We start from the raw sequence: 21064 nt of genomic DNA on the forward strand, positions 1-21064 counted from the left end.
CCTCCCGCAGCGAATCACGCAGGGGCCCAATGGGCCCCTTTTTTGTCAGTGGTTTTGTATCAGCGCGCCGGGATAAAAAAGACCTGCTCCGGATCGCCGTCATCGAGATTGTCAATCTGGCCGCTGGCGACAAATCCGGCGTTCAGCAGCAGCCGCTGCATCGGCAGGTTGGAGCGATTGGTGGAGGTGAACAGCTTCGGGTGCCGGCAATGGGACTTCAACGCCGCAATCAGCGCCTGCCCGACGCCCCGGCGGCGATAGCGCTCGCCGACCATCAACATCTCGATAAAGCCGCAGCCGAAGAAGTGATAGTGCAGCACCCCATAGCCCATCACCATGCCCTGTTCCTCGGCAAGAAAACAGATGCCCTGCGCGCACCAGGCGCGGATTTGCGCCGCACGCTGCGGCGCATTCTGAGCAACGCTGTCCAGGGCGATCAGCGCTGCGGCATCGGTTTCCGCAGCAAGGCGCACAAGCATATTTAACCCCTCATTCGTATGGATGACGGCGGTGCCGCTTCAACGAAACGGCAACCGAAGCGGGATAATTTTTACATCCCCGCCAAATTTTGTAATCCTATTATAGAGTTACTAAAAACACGCCAAGGAAGGAAAACATTTCCCGATGAAAATACCGCAAATCTCCGCCGCCCTGCTGTTTACCCTGCTGCTGGCGGGCTGCCAGTTCCACAAAACCGTGTTCCCGCCGCCGTATATCGGCACTCCGCAAGAGATCAGCACCTACGAAGTGAAAGGGCTGACCTTCGTCACCACTGTCACCTTCAGCGGCCTGTTTGCCGAAGAGCTGGTGCGCGAGTACGCGCAGAAACACCACTACCGCTATTACGTGGTCACGATGCGCAGCAACGGTTTTAAAGATCGAAGCGAGCGCGTGAGCGCAATGATGTATCGGTAAGTCTTGGCAACATATGCCGTGAAGACTGGATTCAACATTAGGAAACGCTATACGAAATATTGCACAACCCAATACTCACAGGCCGCATGAAAGTACGGCCTGCGACTTTTGGTCTAATTATCTGGCATCGCAGATGCCGCCCTTTACTTTCATATCGGCCGAAACTCCAACGTGCCGTTGTTGACCGCTTCGTAAACCGCGGCCGTTGGCGGCTTAGGCAAACGCGCATTGACGATTGCCTTTATCGCGGCCTGGCAAAGTTGCGGCTCCCCTTGTTCAGCCCGAACGCTGATCAGCAGACCATCCGGCGCCAGCTTGATGCGCAATGTACAACTTCTGCCTGAGTAGGCTTCTGCATCTTTCAAATGGCTTTGAATCACGGCCAGCAACTGGGCAAAATACTGTTCTTTCTCTTTTCCCGGCGCAGGCGTCTTTGGGTCACCAAGGTTGGCAAAATGGTCATCGGCCTCTTTATTCGCCGGATCGGTTTGGCTGGGGACAGTGCTCTTGGCACACCCCGTTAATGCCAGTGCGAGCATCGCCGCCAATAAGGTGGCGGCGCCGGTTTTATAGCCTGAATGCGTTATTTTCATATCCCTGTCCTTATGGATGATTATCAGCCGAATCAACGTTGTATTCGAAAAGATCCCCGGTGAATACTTATACAGAATTAACGCCAAACCACCAATGACATCACGCACTGGCGCGCGGAAAATCGTGAGTAGATGATGATATGAAACCCTAACCCCCTCACCGGGCCGCACGCCTGAGCCCCCTGACCTGTCGACATCTCCCGAATGGGTAATCACCCCATCAATAAATTAAGTTATTCTTACTTTTTTATCCCACCATAAGCACTTTCAACCCTGGCAATCTGGAAAATCTGCCTATACTTATTTTCCTGATATTAAATTCGTTTAAGTAACCAGGATGGTAGGTATGAAAAGCAAACGACTCTTTGCCGCGCTTCTTGCTGCAACTACGGTGATGTTCATTGCGGGCTGCGCTTCCAATCAGGCGATCAAAACAACGGATGGCAAGACCATTGTCACCGACGGCAAACCTCAGGTCGATACAGATACCGGGTTAGTCTCCTATCGAAACGCTGAAACGGGCAAAACGGAACAGATCAATCGAGACCAGATTGCAAACATGAGTGAGTTGGATAACTAAAAGGAGCTTCAAATGAAAAAAACGCTTGTTCTTCCCGCGATCGCCCTGGTTGCCATCGCCGCACTGTCAGGCTGCACACGCACCAGCTACGCCATCCATACCCACGACGGTCGAACGCTCATCAGTGACGGCAAGCCGAAAGAAACTTCTGCCGGGTTGCTCGGTTATACCGACGCCAATGGCGTTAAACAGCAAATCAACAAGACGGAAGTCAAAGAGGTTTCAGAGATCCCTCATTAAGGTTCCGATAATCTCAGCCAGCTAACACCAAGGGAGCCAATGGCTCCCTTTCTACTCTAAACCCGGCGTACTTGCCTGCATTTAACGATAACGTCGATAAACACCTGACATTTCAGCAGACAACGCTCTCAGGTTTGCCATACGGATCTCTCCTTTCCCTGCGTCGAACAGCTATAATCCAAGAAGTGGAGTTATTTGATAATGATAAGGAGGGAGTATGTATAAAACTATCTTGGTTCCAGTCGATATTACCGAGCCGGAATTAACGCAGCAGGTCATCCCACATGTCAACGCGCTCGCCAGGCTCGAAGACTCCCACGTCCATTTCCTGGCGGTGATCCCGTCACGCGCCACCTACGCCGCTTTCGGCTTTGCCGCCACCGCGGCGATAGAAACCAAAGACGAAATCATTGCGGTAGCGACCGAAGGGTTGGCGAAAGCGGCCAAAGAATTCAGCGTGCCTGAAGATAGAGTGACCACGCATGTGGCCGTCGGCGATCCCAAAGATCAGATCCTGGAACTCGCTGATGCGCTTAACGCGGAGATTATTGTGATGGGTTCCAACCGCCCTTCTGCGATCACTTACCTCCTCGGCTCCAATGCCACCGCCGTCGTGCGCCACGCCAATTGCCCGGTGCTGGTGGTGCGTGAATCGGCCAATCCTTGATATCCCATGCCCATTTGAACAATAAAAAAACGGGAGCCCTAAGGCTCCCGCTCTCATTCAAACGCCAAACACACTTACATGTGCTCTACGATAGCATCGCCAAACTCTGAGCATTTCAGCAGTTTAGCGCCTTCCATCAGGCGCTCGAAGTCATAGGTCACGGTCTTGGCGGCGATGGCGCCTTCCATGCCTTTAACGATCAGGTCAGCCGCTTCGAACCAGCCCATATGACGCAGCATCATCTCTGCGGACAGGATGATGGAGCCTGGGTTCACTTTGTCCTGGCCGGCGTACTTCGGCGCGGTGCCGTGAGTCGCTTCGAACAGCGCGCAGTCGGAGCCGATGTTGGCGCCCGGTGCGATGCCGATGCCGCCGACCTGGGCAGCCAGGGCGTCGGAGATGTAGTCACCGTTCAGGTTCATACAGGCGATCACGTCGTATTCCGCCGGGCGCAGCAGGATCTGCTGCAGGAAGGCGTCGGCGATCACGTCTTTAACTACGATCTCTTTGCCGGTGTTCGGGTTCTTGATCTTCAGCCATGGGCCGCCGTCGATCAGCTCACCGCCGAACTCTTCGCGCGCCAGCTCATAGCCCCAATCCTTGAAGGCACCTTCGGTGAACTTCATGATGTTGCCTTTGTGAACCAGGGTCACGGAGTCGCGGTCGTTGGTGATGGCGTATTCGATCGCCGCACGCACCAGACGCTTGGTCCCTTCTTCGGAGCATGGCTTCACGCCGATACCGCACTGCTCCGGGAAGCGGATTTTCTTCACGCCCATTTCGTCGCGCAGGAATTTGATCACTTTGTCCGCTTCGGCGGAGCCGGCTTTCCACTCGATGCCGGCGTAGATGTCTTCGGCGTTTTCACGGAAGATCACCATGTCGGTCAGCTCAGGCTGTTTCACCGGGCTTGGGGTGCCCTGGTAGTAACGCACCGGGCGCAGGCACACGTACAGGTCCAGCTGCTGGCGCAGGGCCACGTTCAGAGAACGGATGCCGCCGCCGACCGGGGTGGTCAGGGGGCCTTTGATGGCGACGCGGTAGTCGCGGATCAGGTCCAGAGTTTCGTCCGGCAGCCACACGTCTTTACCGTAAACGTGGGTAGATTTTTCGCCGGTGTAGATTTCCATCCAGGAGATTTTACGTTCGCCGTGGTAAGCCTTTTTAACGGCCGCATCAACCACGTGGATCATGGCAGGAGTCACGTCAACGCCGATGCCGTCGCCTTCGATGAACGGGATGATCGGGTTATGAGGAACAACCAGTTTACCCTGGGCGTCAACCGTGATTTTTTTACCTTCTGCCGGAACAACTACTTTGCTTTCCATCAACCTCTCCTTCAAGCGCAATTTTGTTAATGCTTTGTAAGATGCGTGTAGATACTACTTGAATATTCGGTCCGCGCCAATCCGAAACGGATTCGGTTATAATGCGCTTATCATCCGTAATCTCAACCGTTATGAAAAAATTCTCTGTTAGAAATCACAAAGTTAAACGATTCAGCAAGCCGAATACCGCCAAACCCGCCGCGCCGAAAGGGCCGCGCCGAATTGTGTTATTCAACAAGCCCTTCGACGTGCTGCCGCAGTTCACCGACGAAGCCGGCCGCGCCACGCTGAAAGAGTACATCCCCTTCCCCGACGTTTACGCCGCCGGGCGCCTGGATCGCGACAGCGAAGGGCTGCTGGTGCTGACCAACGACGGCCAGCTGCAAGCGCAGCTCACCCAGCCGGGCAAGCGCACCGGCAAAATCTATTATGTGCAGGTCGAGGGCGCGCCGCAGGAGAGCGATCTGGCGCCATTGCGCAGCGGCGTCACGCTGAAAGACGGCCCCACGCTGCCCGCCGGGGTGGAGTTGGTGGCCGAGCCGCAGTGGCTGTGGCCACGCAACCCGCCGATCCGCGAACGTAAATCCATCCCCACTTGCTGGCTGAAAATCACCCTGTATGAAGGGCGAAACCGCCAGGTGCGTCGCATGACGGCGCATATCGGGTTCCCTACCCTGCGCCTGATTCGCTACAGTATGGGTAATCTTTCGCTGGGTTCACTGCAACCTGGTGAATGGAAAACCATCGATTCCCTGTAGACCGATAACTGATGGAGGCGCCATGAGGAACACACTGACCGCGCTGCTGCTCGCCGCTCTGGCGGCCCCGTTCGCCACCCAGGCCGCCAGCTTCGACTGCGCCAAGGCGGCAAACCGCGATGAGCAAGCCATCTGCGCCAACCGCACGCTGAACGATCTGGACGTGCAAATGGCCACAAAATACCAATTCCTGCGCGGCCTGTTCGCCATGGGCGCGCGCGGCGCGATGCAGGACAGCCAGCAGGACTGGCTGGCAAAACGCCAGCGGTGCGGCGGCGACACCGCCTGCCTGCTCAAAAGCTATCGCACCCGCATCGCCGAGCTGGACGACATCTACCGGCGCATCGACAAACCGCTGTAAGGAGAGCGCATGTTCAAACCGCACGTCACCGTGGCCTGCGTGGTGCACGCCGCCGGCAAATTTTTAGTGGTCGAAGAGACCATCAACGGCAAAGCGCTGTGGAACCAGCCGGCCGGCCACCTGGAGGCCGACGAGACGCTGGTGCAGGCCGCCGAGCGCGAGCTGTGGGAAGAGACCGGCATCCGCGCCGCGCCGCAGGCGTTTCTGCGCCTGCACCAGTGGATCGCGCCGGATCGCACGCCGTTCCTGCGTTTTTGCTTCGTTATCGAGCTGGAACAGCCGCTGCCGACCGAGCCGCACGACAGCGACATCGATCGCTGCCTGTGGCTGAGCGCCGACGAGATCTTGCAGGCGCCCAACCTGCGTTCCGCGCTGGTGGCGGAGAGCATTCGCAGCTACCAGCAGCCGGAGCGCTACCCGCTGTCGCTGGTCGGCAGCTTCGCCTGGTCGTTTTAAGGGCGCGGGGCAGCACAAGATGAACAGTGCGCCGGCGCGGCCAACGTGGTAAAATCCTGCGCTTGTTTTTATCAGCACGGTTCGTGTTCAAGTTCGTGAGATCCCCATGTCAGACAACAGCCAGAAAAAAGTAATCGTCGGTATGTCCGGCGGCGTCGACTCTTCCGTTACCGCCTATCTGTTACAGCAACAGGGCTATCAGGTCGCTGGGCTGTTCATGAAGAACTGGGAAGAAGACGACGACGAAGAGTACTGCTCCGCCGCGACCGATCTGGCCGACGCGCAAGCGGTCTGCGACAAGCTGGGCATCGAACTGCACACGGTGAACTTTGCGGCGGAATACTGGGACAACGTGTTTGAGCTGTTCCTGGAAGAGTACAAGGCCGGCCGCACGCCGAACCCGGACATCCTGTGCAATAAAGAGATCAAATTCAAAGCCTTCCTGGAGTTCGCCGCCGAAGATCTGGGGGCCGATTTCATCGCCACCGGCCACTACGTGCGCCGCCAGGACGTAGACGGCAAGAGCCGCCTGCTGCGCGGCGTCGACGGCAACAAAGATCAGAGCTACTTCCTCTACACCCTGAGCCACGAGCAGGTGGCGCAAAGCCTGTTCCCGGTCGGCGAGCTGGAGAAGCCGGAGGTGCGCCGCATCGCCGAGCAGCTGGAGCTGGTCACCGCCAAGAAGAAAGATTCTACCGGCATCTGCTTTATCGGCGAGCGCAAGTTCCGCGACTTCCTCGGCCGTTACCTGCCGGCGCAGCCGGGCCCGATCGTCAGCGTTGACGGCCAGACCGTCGGCGAGCACCAGGGCCTGATGTATCACACTCTGGGCCAGCGCAAAGGGCTGGGCATCGGCGGCCTGAAAGACAGCAGCGAAGATCCGTGGTACGTGGTGGATAAAGACGTGGCCAACAACGTGCTGGTGGTCGCCCAGGGGCACGATCACCCGCGCCTGATGTCTACCGGCCTTATCGCGCAGCAGCTGCACTGGGTGGATCGCCTGCCGCTGAGCGGCCCGTTCCGCTGCACGGTGAAGACCCGCTATCGCCAGCAGGATATCCCTTGCACCGTGACCCCGCTCGACAGCGAACGCATCGAAGTGCGTTTCGACGAGCCGGTCTCCGCCGTCACCCCCGGCCAGTCGGCGGTGTTCTACCAGGGCGAAATCTGCCTCGGCGGCGGCATCATCGAACAGCGCCTGGCGTAATTCGCCTGCCGTCCAAGAAAAACGCTGCGTTTATCGCAGCGTTTTTTTTAATCAAAACTCCACCTGCGCCCCCAGTTCGATCACCCGGTTAGGCGGGATTTCGAACAGATCCGGCGCGCGCAGCGCATTGCGCTGCAACAGCTGGAACACCTTGCCGCGCACGCGCAAATACCAGGGCCGCTTGCCCAGCACCAGCGTATCGCGCGACATAAAGAACGAGGTCTCGTTCATGGTGAAGCTCATCCCCTCCAACCCACAGCGGTAAAGGATGTCCGTGACGTTGGGCGTCTCGCGCCAGCCGTAGCTCGCCACCACCCGCCAGAAACTCGCCGACAGCTGTTCGATCGCCACCCGCTGCACGTTATGCACGTACGGCATGTCGGTAGTGACGATGGTCAGCAGCACCACGCGCTCATGCAGCACCTTGTTGTGCTTCAGGTTATGCAACAGCACCAGCGGCACCGCGTGCGGCGTGCGCTCCATAAACACCGCGGTGCCCGGCACCCGCTTCGGCGGCGCCTCCTCCAGCGACTCGATCAGCGCGCTCAGCCCCTCCTGGTTGTCGCGCAGCCGGCGGATCAGGCGCGAACGCTCGGTCTTCCAGGTCAGCATGATCAGCAGAATCATCAGCCCCAGCACCACCGGCAGCCAGCCGCCGGTCGCCAGCTTGATCAGGTTGGCGCCGAACAGCGGTACGTCGATGCACAGCATGACAACCAGCATCAGTCCGCCCAGCGCGCGCGGCCAGCCCCAGTTTTTCACCGCCACGATGCTCAGTAAAATCGACGACAGCAGCATGGTGCCGGTCACCACGATGCCGTAAGCCGAGGCCAGGTTGCTGGAGTGTTTGAAACTGATAATCACGATCAGCACCGCTGCGAACAGCAGCCAGTTCACCACCGGAATGTAGATCTGCCCGGACTCCTGATCGGAGGTATAGATGATGCGCATCGGCGGCAGGTAGCCTAGCCGCACCGCCTGCCGCGTCAGCGAGAACACGCCGGAGATTACCGCCTGCGAGGCGATCACCGTCGCCAGCGTGGCGATCACCAGCAGCGGGATCAGCGCCCAGGTCGGCGCCAGCAGGAAGAACGGGTTGTTGATCGCCGCCGGATTGGTCAGCAACAGCGCCCCCTGGCCGAAGTAGTTCAGCACCAGCGCCGGCGCCACCAGCGTAAACCACGCCAGACGGATCGGCTTTTTACCGAAGTGGCCCATATCGGCGTACAGCGCTTCGGCGCCGGTGACCGACAGCACCACCATGCCCAGCGCAAAGAACGACACCGTCTTGTATTCGAGGAAGAAATTCACCGCCCAGTAAGGGTTCAGCGCCCGCAGCACGCCAGGGTGCTGCAGAATGCCGCCGATGCCCAGCAGCGCGAGCGTCAGGAACCAGATAACCATCGCCGGGGCGAACAGTTTGCCGACGCTGCCGGTGCCGCGCTTTTGTATCGCGAACAACGCGGTCAGCACCAGCAGCGACAGCGGCACGATAAAGCTGTCCAGTTCGGGGGCGATAATCTGCAGCCCCTCGATGGCCGAAAGCACCGAAATGGCCGGGGTGATCACCCCGTCGCCGTAAAAGAAGCTGCCGCCCACCAGCCCGATCAGCACCGCCGCCGGCACCCAGCGCGCATCCAGCCTGCGGATCGCCAGCGACATCAGCGTCAGGATCCCGCCCTCGCCGTCATTGTCGGCGCGCATCACGAAACAAATGTATTTAATGGACACCACCAGCGTCAGCAGCCAGAAAATCAGCGACAAAAAGCCGTAGATTGAGGCCGGCGTCATGGTGATGCCCTCCTCCGCCGTCAGGCATTCGCGCAGGGTATACAGCGGGCTGGTGCCGATATCGCCGTACACCACGCCGATGGCCGCCAGCGTTACCGCCGGCAGCGGCTGCTTGTTTTTTACGTGCATATGAAGATCTTTATTTGAGGGCTCACGTTGGCAGTATAGATGCAGCCGCCGCACTTTATTTGCCGCCGCAACAATAAGTTCGCGCCGCCGCGCCGGCGATTTTCGCCGCCTGTCTGCGCAGTTCTGCGCCGTACGGCGCCTCCGCCTCGTCTCGGGCGTATTAGACGCTGGGTTTAGCCTCGATTTTGTGGCATGATCCGCGGCATTCGTTGTCATCGTTGTTACAGCCACGCCCGTTCGTTACCGTTCGCGGCCGCCGCCGTTACCCCTGCGATACACACAACCTTATGCAGTAAGCCATGTACCGTTCACAGCGTTTACAGGAGTAATCGTGGCGAAGAATTATTATGACATCACGCTGGCCATGGCGGGTATCAGCCAGTCGGCGCGTTTGGTTCAGCAGCTGGCCCATGAAGGGCAATGCAACCGCGAAGCCTTTCAGACCTCGCTGAAAAGCCTGCTGCAGATGGACCCGCCCTCCACGCTGGCGGTGTTCGGCGGTGAAGAACGCAATTTGATGGTCGGCCTCGAAACCCTGATGGGCGTGCTTAACGCCAACAACAAAGGGCCGGGCGCGGAACTGACCCGCTACACCATCAGCCTGATGGTGCTGGAGCGCAAGCTCAACGCCAACAAACAGGCGATGAACACGCTCGGTGAACGCCTCAGCCAGCTCGAACGCCAGCTGGCGCACTTCGATCTTGAGTCGGACACCATCATCAGCGCGCTGGCCGGCATTTACGTCGACGTGGTCAGCCCGCTCGGGCCGCGCATCCAGGTGACCGGCTCGCCGGCTATCTTGCAGAACCCGCAGGTGCAGGCCAAGGTTCGTGCCACGCTGCTGGCCGGCATTCGCGCCGCCGTGCTGTGGCAACAGGTCGGCGGCAGCCGCCTGCAATTAATGTTTTCCCGTAATCGTCTGTTCAAGCAGGCGCAAAATATCGTTGCTCATTGTTAATCGATCCCAGGAGTTGCTACCGATGGAATTATCCTCACTGACCGCCGTTTCCCCCGTTGATGGACGCTACGGTGATAAAGTCAGCGCACTGCGCCCCATTTTCAGCGAATACGGTCTGCTGAAATTCCGCGTACAGGTTGAAGTACGTTGGCTGCAAAAACTGGCGGCCTGCGCAGAAATCAAGGAAGTTCCCGCTTTTGACGCCGACGCAAACGCTTTCCTCGACAAAATCGTCGCGGAATTCAATGAAGAAGACGCTCAGCGCATCAAAACCATCGAGCGCACCACCAACCACGACGTGAAAGCGGTCGAGTATTTCCTGAAGGAAAAAGTGGCGGCGGTGCCTGCGCTGCACGCGGTGTCCGAGTTCATCCACTTCGCCTGCACCTCCGAAGACATCAACAACCTGTCGCATGCGCTGATGCTGCAAAGCGCCCGTCAGGACGTGGTGCTGCCTTACTGGCGCAAGATCATCGACGCGCTGAAAGGGCTGGCGCTGGAATACCGCGATATTCCGCTGCTGTCGCGCACCCACGGCCAGCCGGCGACCCCGTCGACCGTCGGCAAAGAATTCGCCAACGTGGCTTACCGCATGGAGCGCCAGTACCGCCAGCTGGAGCGCGTGGAGATCATGGGTAAAATCAACGGCGCGGTCGGCAACTACAACGCCCACATCGTCGCTTACCCGGAAGTGGACTGGCATCAGTTCAGCGAAGCGTTCGTGACCTCGCTCGGCATCACCTGGAACCCGTACACCACCCAGATCGAGCCGCATGACTACATCGCCGAGCTGTTCGACTGCGTAGCGCGTTTCAACACCATTCTGATCGACTTCGACCGCGACATCTGGGGCTACATCGCCCTGAACCACTTCAAGCAGAAGACCATCGCCGGCGAAATCGGTTCTTCCACCATGCCGCACAAGGTCAACCCGATCGACTTCGAAAACTCCGAAGGCAACCTGGGCCTGGCCAACGCCGTGCTGGGCCACCTGGCGGGCAAACTGCCGGTGTCCCGCTGGCAGCGCGACCTGACCGATTCCACCGTGCTGCGTAATCTGGGCGTTGGCCTGGGCTACGCGCTGATCGCCTACCAGGCCACCCTCAAAGGCATCAGCAAGCTGGAAGTGAATCAGGCGCACCTGTTGGACGAACTGGATCACAACTGGGAAGTGCTGGCCGAGCCGATCCAGACCGTGATGCGCCGCTACGGCATCGAGAAGCCTTACGAGAAGCTGAAAGAGCTGACCCGCGGCAAGCGCGTGGACGCCGCCGGCATGCAGGCGTTCATCGATGGCCTGGCGCTGCCGGAAGAAGAGAAAACCCGTCTGAAGGCGATGACCCCGGCCAACTACATCGGCCGCGCCACCACCATGGTCGACGAGCTGAAATAAGCGCTTTAGCCTGACAACGACAAGGCGGCCTGCGGGCCGCCTTTTTCTTTGCTATTCGCCGCGCAGCACCTGCAACCGGGCTATCTGCCGCCCCTGCGCATCGAAGTTGTCCGCACTCAGCCAGCGCGCCAGCGCCTGCCGCACCGTCGGCCAACGGTCGGCGGTGATGGCAAACCAGTCGGTATCCCGGCTGCGCCCCTTGACGATCACCGCGAAGCGGAAGTTGCCCTCGTAACGAAAGCCAAAGCGCAGCGCGGCCTGGCGGGACGGCGCGTTATGGCTGTCGCACTTCCACTCGCAGCGGCGGTAGCCCAGCGTGTCGAAGGCATAGCGCAGCAGCAGCGCGATGGCTTCGGTGGCGCTGGAGCGCTGTTTCATCAACGGCGACCAGCTGACGTGGCCGATCTCCAGCACCCCGTTGGCTTCGTCGATGCGCATCAGCGCCACCGTGCCCACCGGCGCATCGCTGGCGGCGTCGAACACCGTCAGATTAACCAGCGCCGGGTTGGCCTGCAGCGTCTCCAGATGCTGCAACATCGCCGCCGGCGTATCGGGCCGTTCGATGGACAGATAGGTCCAGTCGCGGCCGTCCGGCGCCAGCTGAAACGCCTCGAACAGCGCGGCGTAATCCCGCTGCGGCTCGAGCGGCGCCAGCGAGCAGAAACGCCCGCCGAGCGTCGCGCCGCCGGGGCGGCGAGCCGGCTGCCAATCCGGCATCGGTTCTCCGACCGGCTGACCATAACGATTCATTGCCATACACGCCTCCTGCGGTTAACGGGTATAAACGATAAACGAGCTTCTTCTGCCGATTTTGTCGTACAGCGAGCGCGCCGGCGCGTTGTACTCCTGGGTCATCCAGTAGACCCGATCGCTGCCGCGCGCCTCCGCCAGTCGATACGCCTGTTCGAACAGCTTTTCCGACACCTTGTGGCCGCGCGCCTGCGGTGACACATAGAGATCCTCGATATAACAATAGCCGACCGCGCTCCAGGTGGACGGATGGAACACCAGGTTCATCAGCCCCAGCAGCCGGCCGTCGGCATCCTGCGCCACCAGCCCGTACACCTGTTCATCCTGCCCCAGGCGTTCGAAGGTGCGATCGGTCACCTGCGGCGCCACGTCGGCGCGGTAAAAATCGAGATAGCCCTGCCACAGCGCCAGCCATTGCGCTTTGTCGTCGCCATTGATTCTGCGGATAGTCACTTCAGGGTTGTATGGGTTCATAGCGCCTCACGGAGTAAGATGTTATTTCCATTAGGGAAATAACCGGATAGCGGCAGAATACACCGCGCGGCGACGGTACAATACGGACCAATACGAAACGCAGAGCAGACCAATTTTAGCCGTCGCTTGCCACCGGCAGCGCGTTGAACACCTGTGCCAGCGTCGCGATAAAGCGCACGATCTCATCCGGCGTATAGGCCGAGAAGCCGAGCACCAGCGCCCCGCGCTGCGGCGTGCCGGTGTAGAAGTCCGCCAGGCCGTACAGCCGAATCCCCCGTTCGGCGGCCGCCGCCACCAGCCGCCGTTCCATCGCCGCATCCGCCAACGGGCACACCAACTGCAGCCCGCCCTGCGGCAACGCCGGGCGCGTCCAGGCCGCCAGGTGACGATGCACCGCGTCGTACAGCACGTTCAACCGCGCCTTGTACAACGTGCGCATATTGCGCAGATGCTCGGCGTAGTCGCCCTCGTGCAGGAAGTGGAACAGCGTCATCTGCGCCAGCGCCGACGTGTAGCCGTCCTGAAACTGCCTGGCGGCGACCAATGGCCGCACCAGCTGCGGCGGCGCAATCATGAAACCGATGCGCAGCCCCGGAAACAGCGTCTTGCTGAAGGTGCCGATGTACAGCGTGCGCCCGCCGCTGTCCAGCCCCTGCAATGCCGCCTTGGTTTGCCGGTCATAGTTGAACTCGGCGTCGTAGTCGTCTTCGATGATCCAGGCCCGCTGCCGCTGCGCCCACTGCAGCAGCGCCAGCCGCCGCTCGAGGCTCAGCGAATACCCCAGCGGATAGTGATGGGACGGCGTGATGTAAACGCCCCGTCCGCCGCCCGAGGCCTGCATCAACTGCCCGACGTCCAGCCCCTGCTCGTCGATGCCGATCGGCCGCGCCTGCAGCCCCGCCGACTGCACCAGCTTTTTCGCCCCCTGGTAACCCGGCTCTTCGACGAACACCGCATCGCCGGGATCGAACAGCACCTGCGTACACAGCGCCAACGCCTGCTGAGAGCTGGTCACCACGATCACCTGTTCCGCCGTCGCCTTCACGCCCCGCTCCCGCTGCAGATAGCGCGCGATCTCCGCGCGCAGCTCCGGCAACCCTTGCGGATCGGCATACCCCAACAGCCGCTCGCCGTGCCGCCGTAGCGCCTGCTTTTCCTGCTGCAGCCATTGCTCGATGGGAAACGCCCGCAGGTCCGCCAGCGAAGGCGTCAGCGAAGCCTGGCGGCTGGTGTGCGGCGTATGGCTGACCGCCAGCAGCGCCCGGCCGCGATCGCTCAGCTCGCGCTCCGCCAACCGCGCCTCTTGCCCTGCCGCCGTCGCCAGCAGTTCACGGCCGAGCAGCGTATCGCAGCGATAACGCACAAAGCTGCCGCGCCCCACCGTTCGGCTGATGAACCCCTCCGCTTCCAGCCGCGCGTAGGTCTGTTCCACCGTGTCGCGCGCCACCGTCAGCCGGGCCGCCAACGCGCGGCTCGGCGGCAGCTGCGTCCGCCAGGCCAGTTCTCCGGCGGCGATTAGTTGTATCAGGGCCTGATGCAGCGCCGAACGCCGGGTCAGGCCTTGCCGCCGCTGCTGCGCGAAGGCGGCCAGGATCGCCGCGTCGTCCGCGTGTCGTGGGGTATCGCTCATGGGGTATTTGTTTCTCCTGGCTCAGGGGCCGACGCACTACTCTACCTCATTTCCTCCCAGCGGCGGCAGCAGTTGCGCTGCCCGGCGAAATCCCCTTAAATAAGCCATCGCATTGCGGCTACAGGACTTCCGTCGGCTATGAGCAAGGAGACCAACCAGCGTCTGCTGGACAAACTGCAGCAGGATCTGGCCAGCGCGGGCGCGATGCCGCTGTATTTGCGCTTCAACGCCTCGGTGCGCCAGGCCATCGAGCAGGGGTTGCTGAATGCGGGGGATTTTTTGCCCAGCGAGCGCCTGTTCACCGAACGGCTCGGCATCTCGCGCATCACGGTGCGCAAGGCGCTGGCCTGCCTCGAGCAGGACGGCATCATCGGCCGTTCGCGCGGCTACGGCACCTTTATCCAACCGCAGCGGCCCGAGCCGAAGCTGTTCTATTCATTGGCGGACGTGAAAGGATTCTCACGCGAGGTGATACAGCAGGGGCGCCGGCCGGATACGCAGTGGATCAGCCGCGAACGGATACCCGCCGGCGCTGAACTGGCTGAAAAGCTCCAGCTGGCGGCCGGAACGCCGATCTACCAACTCAAACGCATTCACCTGATCGATCGGCGGCCAATGTCGGTGGCGGTGTCCTACGTGGTGGCGGCGGCGATTGCCAACGTCGACGAGATCGGCATCTCGCTGTACGACTACTTCCGGCGCAATAAGGTGGAGATGGGATCGCTGCGCAGCCAGGTCAGCGCGGCGATGGCCGACGACGATATCCGTCAGGCGCTGCGGCTCTCGGAGCCGATGCCGCTGCTGATCGTGCGCCAGACGCTGTTCGACCACCAAAAAAAGCCGATCGAATACAGTGAAAGCTTCTGCCGCAGCGACATGTACGAATTTACCAGCGAAAGCTGACCCGTTGCGTCACGCGGCGGCTTACGCCTCGCCCTGCCGGCGGCGGCGAAAACGCGCGAACGCCTGAACGTAAGCCCCGATATCCAGCGGATTCACCCGTTTTAACTCCGCCAGCAGCCCCGGCTCAATCGCCTCGGCGCCGTGCAGCGCACCGCAAATCGCGGTGGCCATCGCGCCGATGGTGTCGGTATCGCCGCCCAGGTTGGCGCACAGCACGGCGCACCGGGTAGGATCGGTTTGCGCCAGCTGCACCATCGCCAGCGCTGCGGGCACCGACTCGATGGTGCTCACCCCGGCGCCGATCAGCTGATACACCCGCTCGGAGGCCTGCTCGGTGCCGGTGGCTTCATCCACCACCTGAAACGCCAGTTCGATGCGCGCCGCCAGCGAAGGGCTGAACGTCGTCTCCTGCCGGCGCTGGGCATACTCCGCCACCCCCGGCAACGCCAGGCGAATGGAGGCCCAGTCAGCCCCTTCCACCGCCCGCGCCACGGCCCAGGCGATCGCCACCGCACCGGCGACGGCGATGTCGGATTTGTGCGTCGGGCTGCAGGCCAGCCACACCTGTCGGCAGAAGTCCTCCAGCGGCGCGGAAGGCAACACGCAGCCCAAAGGCGAAATGCGCATCGCCGCACCGTTGGTGATGCCGTTGTTTTCCAACTCGGCGATCGGCGTGCCCGCTTTTTGCTCGCTCAGCGCCAGTTTGGAACTGGGGCCGAGAATGTTCTTGTTGAAAGCGTCAAAACAGTCCACCCAGCGGATCACGTTGCGGGCGATCAGCTCCGGCACCACCTCGCCTTGCGCCTCCACCAGCGCATCGGCCAACGCCAATGCCATCGCGGTATCGTCGGTATATTGCCCGGCCTTGAAATAACAGGCGGCGGTGTTCTCCGCCGGCCCGTCGAGAAAGCCGTCTATCCAGCCGAAATGGCGCTTAACCCGCTCGCGCGGCCACAGCTCGGAAGGCATGCCGAGCGCGTCGCCCAGCATCTGTCCGTAAAGTGCGCCCGCTATGCGTTCCGCCTGGGTTAACTGCTTCATCCGTCGCTCCTGAGAAAATGTGCCGATGCCTCAATAATACCTTATTAGTACCTTTAAAGCTTATCAAGCGCCCCGGCTCACACGTTCTTTCCGCGGGCAATGCCCGGCGCGTTTAAGTTGCGTTTAACGTCGCCCCGCCGCTGTTTATCCGACGTTTATCAGAACTTGTCGATAATGTCGGCGAACAAATTGATAACGCTTATTTTAATACATTGCTTCGGCTCTCTTGCGAGCCGGGCGGGTTATACCTACCATAGCCTCAGCACTTTTTGTCAACATGGTTCAGGTGGCCGCGTTATCCCCTGACACGCCGCAGAGCGTGTTCCCTTTTTATCGCGTGGGTGACAGGACGTTCACCCGCATAGTCACAGGAGTTCGCCATGCGAGTACTGGTTGTTGAAGATAATGGTCTGCTGCGCCACCACCTTTCCGTTCAGATGCGCGAGATGGGCCATCAGGTCGACGCGGCCGAAGACGCCAAGGAAGCCGATTACTTCCTGCAGGAGCACGCGCCGGATATCGCCATCGTCGATCTCGGCCTGCCGGGTGAAGACGGTCTGAGCCTGATCCGCCGCTGGCGCGCGCACCAGGCCAAGCTGCCGATCCTGGTGCTGACCGCCCGCGAAAGCTGGCAGGACAAAGTGGCGGTGCTGGAAGCCGGCGCCGACGACTATGTCACCAAGCCGTTCCACCTGGAAGAAGTGATCGCCCGCATGCAGGCGCTGATGCGCCGCAACAGCGGCCTGGCTTCGCAGGTGATCGTGCTGCCGCCGTTCCAGATCGATCTGTCGCGCCGCGAACTGAGCGTCAACGATCGGCAAATCAAGCTGACCGCCTTTGAATACACCATCATCGAGACCCTGATCCGCAACGCCGGCAAGGTGGTGAGCAAGGATTCGTTGATGCTGCAGCTCTACCCGGACGCCGAGCTGCGCGAAAGCCACACCATCGACGTGCTGATGGGCCGCTTGCGCAAGAAGGTGCAGGCGGAATACCCGCATGAAGTGATCACCACGGTACGTGGCCAGGGCTATCGTTTTGACGCGAAGTGAACATAATGTTCAACAAGAATAAAAAACCGTTTTCGCTGCGTGCCCGCTTCCTGATGGCGACCGCCGGGGTGATCCTGGCGCTGTCGCTCTCTTACGGTTTGGTGGCGGTCGTCGGCTATATCGTCAGCTTCGACAAAACCGCCTTCCGCCTGCTGCGCGGCGAGAGCAACCTGTTTTTCAGTCTGGCGCAGTGGAAAGACAACAAGCTCACCATCGCCATTCCCCCCGATATCGATCTCAACTTCCCGACGCTGGTATTTATCTACGACGATAAAGGCAACCTGCTGTGGAGCCAGCGCAAGGTGCCGGAGCTGGAGAAGCTGATCAACAAGGAATGGCTGGAGGAGTCCGGCTTTTACGAAATCGACACCGACACCCGCGTCAGTAGCGAAGTGCTGGGGGACAACCCCAAAGCGCAGGATCAGCTGAAAAATTACGACGATACCGATCAGAACGCGCTGACCCACTCGGTGGCGGTCAACACCTATGCCGCCACGCCTCGCCTGCCGGCGCTGACCATCGTGGTGGTCGACAGCATTCCGCAGGAGCTGCAGCGATCCGACGTGGTGTGGGAGTGGTTCAGCTACGTGCTGCTGGCCAACCTGCTGCTGGTGGTGCCGCTGCTGTGGCTGGCGGCCTACTGGAGCCTGCGGCCGATCAAGGCGCTGGTCAATCAGGTGGGCGAGCTGGAGAACGGCGAGCGCGATCAGCTGGATGAGAACCCGCCCAGCGAGCTGCGCGGGCTGGTGCGCAATCTGAACATTCTGGTGCGCAACGAACGCCAGCGCTACACCAAGTACCGCACTACCCTGTCGGATTTGACCCACAGCCTGAAAACGCCGCTGGCGGTGCTGCAAAGCACCCTGCGCTCACTGCGCAGCGGCAAACAGACCACCATCGAAGAAGCCGAGCCGATCATGCTGGATCAGATCGGGCGCATCTCGCAGCAAATCGGTTACTACCTGCACCGAGCCAGCATCAACTCCGGCCAGACGGTGCTTACGCGCGAGATCCATTCGGTGCCGGCGCTGCTCGACAGCCTGGTGGTGGCGCTAAATAAGGTTTATCAGCGCAAAGGGGTGGTGATCACGCTGGACATCTCGCCGGAAGTGACCTTTATGGGCGAGAAAAACGACTTTATGGAAGTGATGGGCAACGTGTTGGAAAACGCCTGCAAATACTGCCTGGAGTTCGTGGAGATCACCTCGCTGCACTCCGAGAAAAACCTCACCATCGTTATCGACGACGACGGCCCGGGGATCCCGGAAAGCAAGCGCCAGCTGATCTTCCAGCGCGGCCAGCGGGTGGATACTCTGCGCCCCGGCCAGGGCCTGGGTTTGTCGGTGGCGGCGGAGATCATCGAGCAGTACGACGGCGAAATCGTCATCAGCGACAGCCCGCTCGGCGGCGCGCGCATGCAGGTCACCTTCGCCCGCCAGCACGACACCCACCACAACGAGTAAATTATGCCGCTGCGGCCCCGATCCACGGGGCCAAACTTCCGTTATAATCGCACACAGGCTCACTCCTCTCTCCTGGAATAGAACATGGATTATCAATTAGACCTGGACTGGAACGATTTTTTGCAACGTTATTGGCAAAAGCGTCCGGTGATTCTGAAGCGCGGCTTCAAAAACTTTATCGATCCGATCTCCCCGGATGAGCTGGCCGGGCTGGCGATGGAAAACGAAGTGGACAGCCGCCTGGTCAGCCACCAGGACGGCCGTTGGCAGGTCGCGCACGGCCCCTTCGAGAGCTTCGATCACCTGAGCGAAAACAACTGGTCGCTGCTGGTGCAGGCGGTGGACCACTGGCATGAGCCTTCCGCGGCGCTGATGCGCCCGTTCCGCCAGCTGCCGGACTGGCGGATGGATGACCTGATGATCTCCTTCTCGGTACCGGGCGGCGGCGTCGGCCCGCACCTCGATCAGTACGACGTGTTCATCATTCAGGGCACCGGCCGCCGCCGCTGGCGCGTCGGGGAAAAAACGCCGCTGAAACAGCACTGCCCGCACCCGGATCTGCTGCAGGTGGAGCCGTTCGACGCCATCATCGACGAAGAGATGGAGCCGGGCGACATTCTCTACATTCCGCCGGGCTTCCCGCATGAAGGCTACGCGCTGGAAAACGCGCTCAACTATTCGGTGGGCTTCCGCGCGCCGAACGGCCGCGAGCTGGTGAGCGGCTTCGCCGACTACGTGCTGGCGCGCGAGCTGGGCAGCAAACGCTACGGCGATCCGGACGTTAAACTGCGCGAACACCCGGCGGAGATCCTGCCGCAGGAAGTGGACGCCTTACGGCAGATGATGCTGGATCTGGTGCAACAGCCGGAACACTTCCAGCACTGGTTCGGCGAGTTTATCTCCCAGTCGCGCCACGAGCTGGATCTGGCGCCGCCGGAGCCGCCGTATCAGGCCGGGGAAATCTACGAGCTGCTGCAGCAGGGTGAAGCGCTGCAGCGCCTGGGCGGGTTGCGCGTGCTGCGCGTCGGCGATCGCTGCTTCGTCAACGGCGAGCTGATCGACACCGACCAGCTGCAGGCCGCAGACGCCCTGTGCCAGCACTTCAGCGTCGACGCCGCCCTGCTCGGCGACGCGGTGGACGACCCGTCGTTCCTGGCGCTGCTGACCGCGCTGATCAACAGCGGCTATTGGTACTTTAACGACTGAGTTCTCGGGGCCGTGGCTCCTGTTGAACATAATACCGGCCCGCTTAGGCGGGCCTTTTCTTTGGGTGTAAAAAGTTGGCAACACTTCGACACATGGAAACAAAATATTAATAGTTGTGAAACCTAAACGAAATAATATTAAACTAGCTTTTTAATACATTAACGAAATTTCATGGACGATGAAAAATGGAAAATTACGCAATACAAGGAAAGATCATTAAATTACTACGTATGGACTACCCCAAAGTTAATCATTTTCATACGGATACACGCTTGCTTTTAGACAGAACACAAGTATTGATTCAGAATACATCCTTTGAATACAGGCAGTTACTGGAAAATGCAAACCAGGTAATTGAGGATAAAAGGATCCAACCATTACAGCATCGCTTAAGCGCCTATGTGGATCTCGATATATTTCCCAGCGAAAACTCAACAAGCCAGAACGAAGCCATCTTCTATCATCAGTTTTACCCCACGCTTTCCGACATCGTTAACAATAACCTATCATTTATCCAATTCATTGAAAAAATAGGAAGTGAAATAACGAGACGCTCGATCCCCGTTAGGAAAGCAAATATAAGAACTGTCCCCGATAAGGATGGAAGCTACACTGAATTCATTGATATTTCACTATTAAGCGAATCACTCTCCAACCTGCGAGAGTACGCAAAGGGAAATAGCGATGATAACAAATTACTTCATGCTATCATTTTCGCAGTCATGTTTATGCATATCCACCCTCTGCAAGATGGGAATGGACGCGCCGCCAGAATCCTTTTTAATCTCATGTTACAAATAAAGCCGCTTAGCTACCTCCCTCTTACTGAGCTTTGTCATTTTGCACGTAGTGGTTATGTACTTAGCTTACGCGAAGCCTTTTTATTTTCCGAATGGGACAACATTATTAAGTTTTATTGTAATTGCATCCACCTGCTTTACGGCTCTGCAACGAGTGAGTTAACTAGCATGCAGTAAACATTGCATGCTACTTAGCTAATTTAATGATAATGGAGTATTTATGTTAACTGAAAAAGACATTCTGTTAATCAAGACAACCACCATGACCGATACTCAGGTCGATAAAATCAGTACGCAGCGATAACTGAGCTTGGCATGAAATAGAATTTGTTTATCAAATAATTTTCAAGAGTATGGCGTGGGCCCGCA

Annotated in this window: 23 protein-coding genes; 15 read left to right on the forward strand and 8 right to left on the reverse strand. The window is 59.5% G+C overall.

The features are described 5' to 3' along the window. Positions 1–59 precede the first annotated feature (59 nt). The gene (locus tag ACJ8IN_RS11885) at positions 60–479 is read right to left on the reverse strand and encodes a GNAT family N-acetyltransferase (protein WP_047567925.1); all 420 of its coding nucleotides are present in this window, start codon (positions 477–479) and stop codon (positions 60–62) included. Positions 480–624: 145 nt separating this feature from the next. On the opposite strand from ACJ8IN_RS11885, the gene ACJ8IN_RS11890 reads away from it, so the two are divergent. Further along, a complete protein-coding gene (locus tag ACJ8IN_RS11890; protein WP_033646366.1) occupies positions 625–915 on the forward strand; it encodes a hypothetical protein in 291 nt (96 codons plus the stop codon). 149 nt (positions 916–1064) lie between these two features. On the opposite strand, the gene tolA is transcribed toward ACJ8IN_RS11890, so the two are convergent. Beyond that, on the reverse strand, positions 1065–1508 hold the full coding sequence (tolA, locus tag ACJ8IN_RS11895) for a cell envelope integrity protein TolA (protein ID WP_079656975.1): 444 nt from the start codon (positions 1506–1508) through the stop codon (positions 1065–1067). A gap of 346 nt (positions 1509–1854) precedes the next feature. On the opposite strand from tolA, the gene ACJ8IN_RS11900 reads away from it, so the two are divergent. The 3 genes from ACJ8IN_RS11900 (at position 1855) to uspF (ending at position 2995) form a co-directional block, all read left to right on the forward strand. After that, positions 1855–2088, forward strand: a complete 234-nt coding sequence (locus ACJ8IN_RS11900; protein ID WP_033638227.1) for a YgdI/YgdR family lipoprotein — start codon at positions 1855–1857, stop codon at positions 2086–2088. Between the two features lie 12 nt (positions 2089–2100). After that, positions 2101–2328: a YgdI/YgdR family lipoprotein gene (locus ACJ8IN_RS11905; protein ID WP_033638226.1), complete on the forward strand. Its 228-nt coding sequence runs from the start codon at positions 2101–2103 to the stop codon at positions 2326–2328. 217 nt (positions 2329–2545) lie between these two features. Beyond that, positions 2546–2995, forward strand: a complete 450-nt coding sequence (gene uspF / locus ACJ8IN_RS11910; protein WP_033646368.1) for a universal stress protein UspF — start codon at positions 2546–2548, stop codon at positions 2993–2995. A gap of 74 nt (positions 2996–3069) precedes the next feature. Here uspF and icd read toward each other — a convergent pair whose 3' ends face one another. Further along, positions 3070–4323, reverse strand: a complete 1254-nt coding sequence (gene icd / locus ACJ8IN_RS11915) for an NADP-dependent isocitrate dehydrogenase (protein ID WP_033638224.1) — start codon at positions 4321–4323, stop codon at positions 3070–3072. Positions 4324–4454: 131 nt separating this feature from the next. Here icd and rluE point away from each other — a divergent pair, with 131 nt between their 5' ends. The 4 genes from rluE to mnmA all read left to right on the forward strand — a co-directional run bounded on the left by rluE (position 4455) and on the right by mnmA (position 7105). Continuing rightward, entirely contained in the window at positions 4455–5081 is a 627-nt protein-coding gene (gene rluE / locus ACJ8IN_RS11920; protein ID WP_060438763.1) for a 23S rRNA pseudouridine(2457) synthase RluE, read from the forward strand. A gap of 22 nt (positions 5082–5103) precedes the next feature. Continuing rightward, the gene (locus tag ACJ8IN_RS11925; RefSeq protein WP_049235129.1) at positions 5104–5442 is read left to right on the forward strand and encodes a lysozyme inhibitor LprI family protein; all 339 of its coding nucleotides are present in this window, start codon (positions 5104–5106) and stop codon (positions 5440–5442) included. A 9-nt stretch (positions 5443–5451) separates the two neighbouring features. Further along, positions 5452–5898 carry an NUDIX hydrolase gene (locus ACJ8IN_RS11930; protein WP_308325676.1) on the forward strand — a complete coding sequence of 149 codons (447 nt, stop codon included), beginning with the start codon at positions 5452–5454 and terminating at the stop codon, positions 5896–5898. Between the two features lie 106 nt (positions 5899–6004). Further along, positions 6005–7105, forward strand: a complete 1101-nt coding sequence (gene mnmA, locus ACJ8IN_RS11935) for a tRNA 2-thiouridine(34) synthase MnmA (protein WP_033638220.1) — start codon at positions 6005–6007, stop codon at positions 7103–7105. Between the two features lie 51 nt (positions 7106–7156). On the opposite strand, the gene kup is transcribed toward mnmA, so the two are convergent. Continuing rightward, positions 7157–9025 (reverse strand): low affinity potassium transporter Kup, encoded by a 1869-nt coding sequence (gene kup, locus ACJ8IN_RS11940; protein ID WP_033646371.1) that lies wholly within the window; start codon positions 9023–9025, stop codon positions 7157–7159. Between the two features lie 331 nt (positions 9026–9356). Here kup and hflD point away from each other — a divergent pair, with 331 nt between their 5' ends. After that, positions 9357–9983 (forward strand): high frequency lysogenization protein HflD, encoded by a 627-nt coding sequence (gene hflD / locus ACJ8IN_RS11945; protein ID WP_033638217.1) that lies wholly within the window; start codon positions 9357–9359, stop codon positions 9981–9983. Between the two features lie 22 nt (positions 9984–10005). Next, complete coding sequence (purB, locus tag ACJ8IN_RS11950) at positions 10006–11376, forward strand: adenylosuccinate lyase (RefSeq protein WP_033638215.1); 1371 nt, start codon at positions 10006–10008, stop codon at positions 11374–11376. 51 nt (positions 11377–11427) lie between these two features. Here the strand turns inward: purB and ACJ8IN_RS11955 are convergent, their stop codons facing one another. The 3 genes from ACJ8IN_RS11955 to pdxR all read right to left on the reverse strand — a co-directional run bounded on the left by ACJ8IN_RS11955 (position 11428) and on the right by pdxR (position 14230). Further along, positions 11428–12132: a GNAT family N-acetyltransferase gene (locus ACJ8IN_RS11955; protein WP_033646373.1), complete on the reverse strand. Its 705-nt coding sequence runs from the start codon at positions 12130–12132 to the stop codon at positions 11428–11430. Positions 12133–12147: 15 nt separating this feature from the next. Continuing rightward, complete coding sequence (locus ACJ8IN_RS11960) at positions 12148–12600, reverse strand: GNAT family N-acetyltransferase (RefSeq protein WP_033638212.1); 453 nt, start codon at positions 12598–12600, stop codon at positions 12148–12150. A 115-nt stretch (positions 12601–12715) separates the two neighbouring features. Next, positions 12716–14230: a MocR-like pyridoxine biosynthesis transcription factor PdxR gene (pdxR, locus tag ACJ8IN_RS11965; protein ID WP_103772716.1), complete on the reverse strand. Its 1515-nt coding sequence runs from the start codon at positions 14228–14230 to the stop codon at positions 12716–12718. 138 nt (positions 14231–14368) lie between these two features. Between pdxR and ACJ8IN_RS11970 the strand changes: the two genes are divergently transcribed. Then, positions 14369–15133 (forward strand): GntR family transcriptional regulator, encoded by a 765-nt coding sequence (locus ACJ8IN_RS11970; protein ID WP_039566493.1) that lies wholly within the window; start codon positions 14369–14371, stop codon positions 15131–15133. Positions 15134–15154: 21 nt separating this feature from the next. Here the strand turns inward: ACJ8IN_RS11970 and ACJ8IN_RS11975 are convergent, their stop codons facing one another. Next, positions 15155–16174, reverse strand: coding sequence for an ADP-ribosylglycohydrolase family protein (locus tag ACJ8IN_RS11975; RefSeq protein ID WP_308325675.1), 1020 nt, complete (start codon positions 16172–16174; stop codon positions 15155–15157). A gap of 380 nt (positions 16175–16554) precedes the next feature. On the opposite strand from ACJ8IN_RS11975, the gene phoP reads away from it, so the two are divergent. The 4 genes from phoP (at position 16555) to ACJ8IN_RS11995 (ending at position 20872) form a co-directional block, all read left to right on the forward strand. Then, complete coding sequence (phoP, locus tag ACJ8IN_RS11980; protein WP_033638204.1) at positions 16555–17226, forward strand: two-component system response regulator PhoP; 672 nt, start codon at positions 16555–16557, stop codon at positions 17224–17226. Positions 17227–17231: 5 nt separating this feature from the next. Beyond that, entirely contained in the window at positions 17232–18689 is a 1458-nt protein-coding gene (gene phoQ, locus ACJ8IN_RS11985; RefSeq protein ID WP_033638202.1) for a two-component system sensor histidine kinase PhoQ, read from the forward strand. 84 nt (positions 18690–18773) lie between these two features. Then, positions 18774–19895, forward strand: a complete 1122-nt coding sequence (locus ACJ8IN_RS11990; RefSeq protein ID WP_049235123.1) for a ribosomal protein uL16 3-hydroxylase — start codon at positions 18774–18776, stop codon at positions 19893–19895. A gap of 185 nt (positions 19896–20080) precedes the next feature. After that, positions 20081–20872, forward strand: coding sequence for a Fic family protein (locus ACJ8IN_RS11995; protein WP_308325674.1), 792 nt, complete (start codon positions 20081–20083; stop codon positions 20870–20872). Positions 20873–21064: the final 192 nt, after the last annotated feature.

The organism is Serratia sp. CY31944 (genome assembly GCF_052169175.1).
GTDB lineage: Bacteria > Pseudomonadota > Gammaproteobacteria > Enterobacterales > Enterobacteriaceae > Serratia > Serratia sarumanii.

Excerpts from the sequence above, each read along its gene's own strand:
- pdxR (WP_103772716.1), bottom strand. The coding sequence starts at position 14,230 with ATGAGCGATACCCCACGACACGCGGACGACGCGGCGATCCTGGCCGCC.
- ACJ8IN_RS11960 (WP_033638212.1), bottom strand. The coding sequence starts at position 12,600 with ATGAACCCATACAACCCTGAAGTGACTATCCGCAGAATCAATGGCGAC.
- ACJ8IN_RS11930 (WP_308325676.1), top strand. The coding sequence starts at position 5,452 with ATGTTCAAACCGCACGTCACCGTGGCCTGCGTGGTGCACGCCGCCGGC.
- ACJ8IN_RS11970 (WP_039566493.1), top strand. The coding sequence starts at position 14,369 with ATGAGCAAGGAGACCAACCAGCGTCTGCTGGACAAACTGCAGCAGGAT.
- kup (WP_033646371.1), bottom strand. The coding sequence starts at position 9,025 with ATGCACGTAAAAAACAAGCAGCCGCTGCCGGCGGTAACGCTGGCGGCC.
- ACJ8IN_RS11995 (WP_308325674.1), top strand. The coding sequence starts at position 20,081 with ATGGAAAATTACGCAATACAAGGAAAGATCATTAAATTACTACGTATG.
- purB (WP_033638215.1), top strand. The coding sequence starts at position 10,006 with ATGGAATTATCCTCACTGACCGCCGTTTCCCCCGTTGATGGACGCTAC.
- tolA (WP_079656975.1), bottom strand. The coding sequence starts at position 1,508 with ATGAAAATAACGCATTCAGGCTATAAAACCGGCGCCGCCACCTTATTG.
- ACJ8IN_RS11975 (WP_308325675.1), bottom strand. The coding sequence starts at position 16,174 with ATGAAGCAGTTAACCCAGGCGGAACGCATAGCGGGCGCACTTTACGGA.
- ACJ8IN_RS11890 (WP_033646366.1), top strand. The coding sequence starts at position 625 with ATGAAAATACCGCAAATCTCCGCCGCCCTGCTGTTTACCCTGCTGCTG.
- phoP (WP_033638204.1), top strand. The coding sequence starts at position 16,555 with ATGCGAGTACTGGTTGTTGAAGATAATGGTCTGCTGCGCCACCACCTT.
- ACJ8IN_RS11955 (WP_033646373.1), bottom strand. The coding sequence starts at position 12,132 with ATGGCAATGAATCGTTATGGTCAGCCGGTCGGAGAACCGATGCCGGAT.
- ACJ8IN_RS11900 (WP_033638227.1), top strand. The coding sequence starts at position 1,855 with ATGAAAAGCAAACGACTCTTTGCCGCGCTTCTTGCTGCAACTACGGTG.
- mnmA (WP_033638220.1), top strand. The coding sequence starts at position 6,005 with ATGTCAGACAACAGCCAGAAAAAAGTAATCGTCGGTATGTCCGGCGGC.
- ACJ8IN_RS11990 (WP_049235123.1), top strand. The coding sequence starts at position 18,774 with ATGGATTATCAATTAGACCTGGACTGGAACGATTTTTTGCAACGTTAT.
- phoQ (WP_033638202.1), top strand. The coding sequence starts at position 17,232 with ATGTTCAACAAGAATAAAAAACCGTTTTCGCTGCGTGCCCGCTTCCTG.
- ACJ8IN_RS11925 (WP_049235129.1), top strand. The coding sequence starts at position 5,104 with ATGAGGAACACACTGACCGCGCTGCTGCTCGCCGCTCTGGCGGCCCCG.
- ACJ8IN_RS11885 (WP_047567925.1), bottom strand. The coding sequence starts at position 479 with ATGCTTGTGCGCCTTGCTGCGGAAACCGATGCCGCAGCGCTGATCGCC.
- ACJ8IN_RS11905 (WP_033638226.1), top strand. The coding sequence starts at position 2,101 with ATGAAAAAAACGCTTGTTCTTCCCGCGATCGCCCTGGTTGCCATCGCC.
- icd (WP_033638224.1), bottom strand. The coding sequence starts at position 4,323 with ATGGAAAGCAAAGTAGTTGTTCCGGCAGAAGGTAAAAAAATCACGGTT.
- rluE (WP_060438763.1), top strand. The coding sequence starts at position 4,455 with ATGAAAAAATTCTCTGTTAGAAATCACAAAGTTAAACGATTCAGCAAG.
- uspF (WP_033646368.1), top strand. The coding sequence starts at position 2,546 with ATGTATAAAACTATCTTGGTTCCAGTCGATATTACCGAGCCGGAATTA.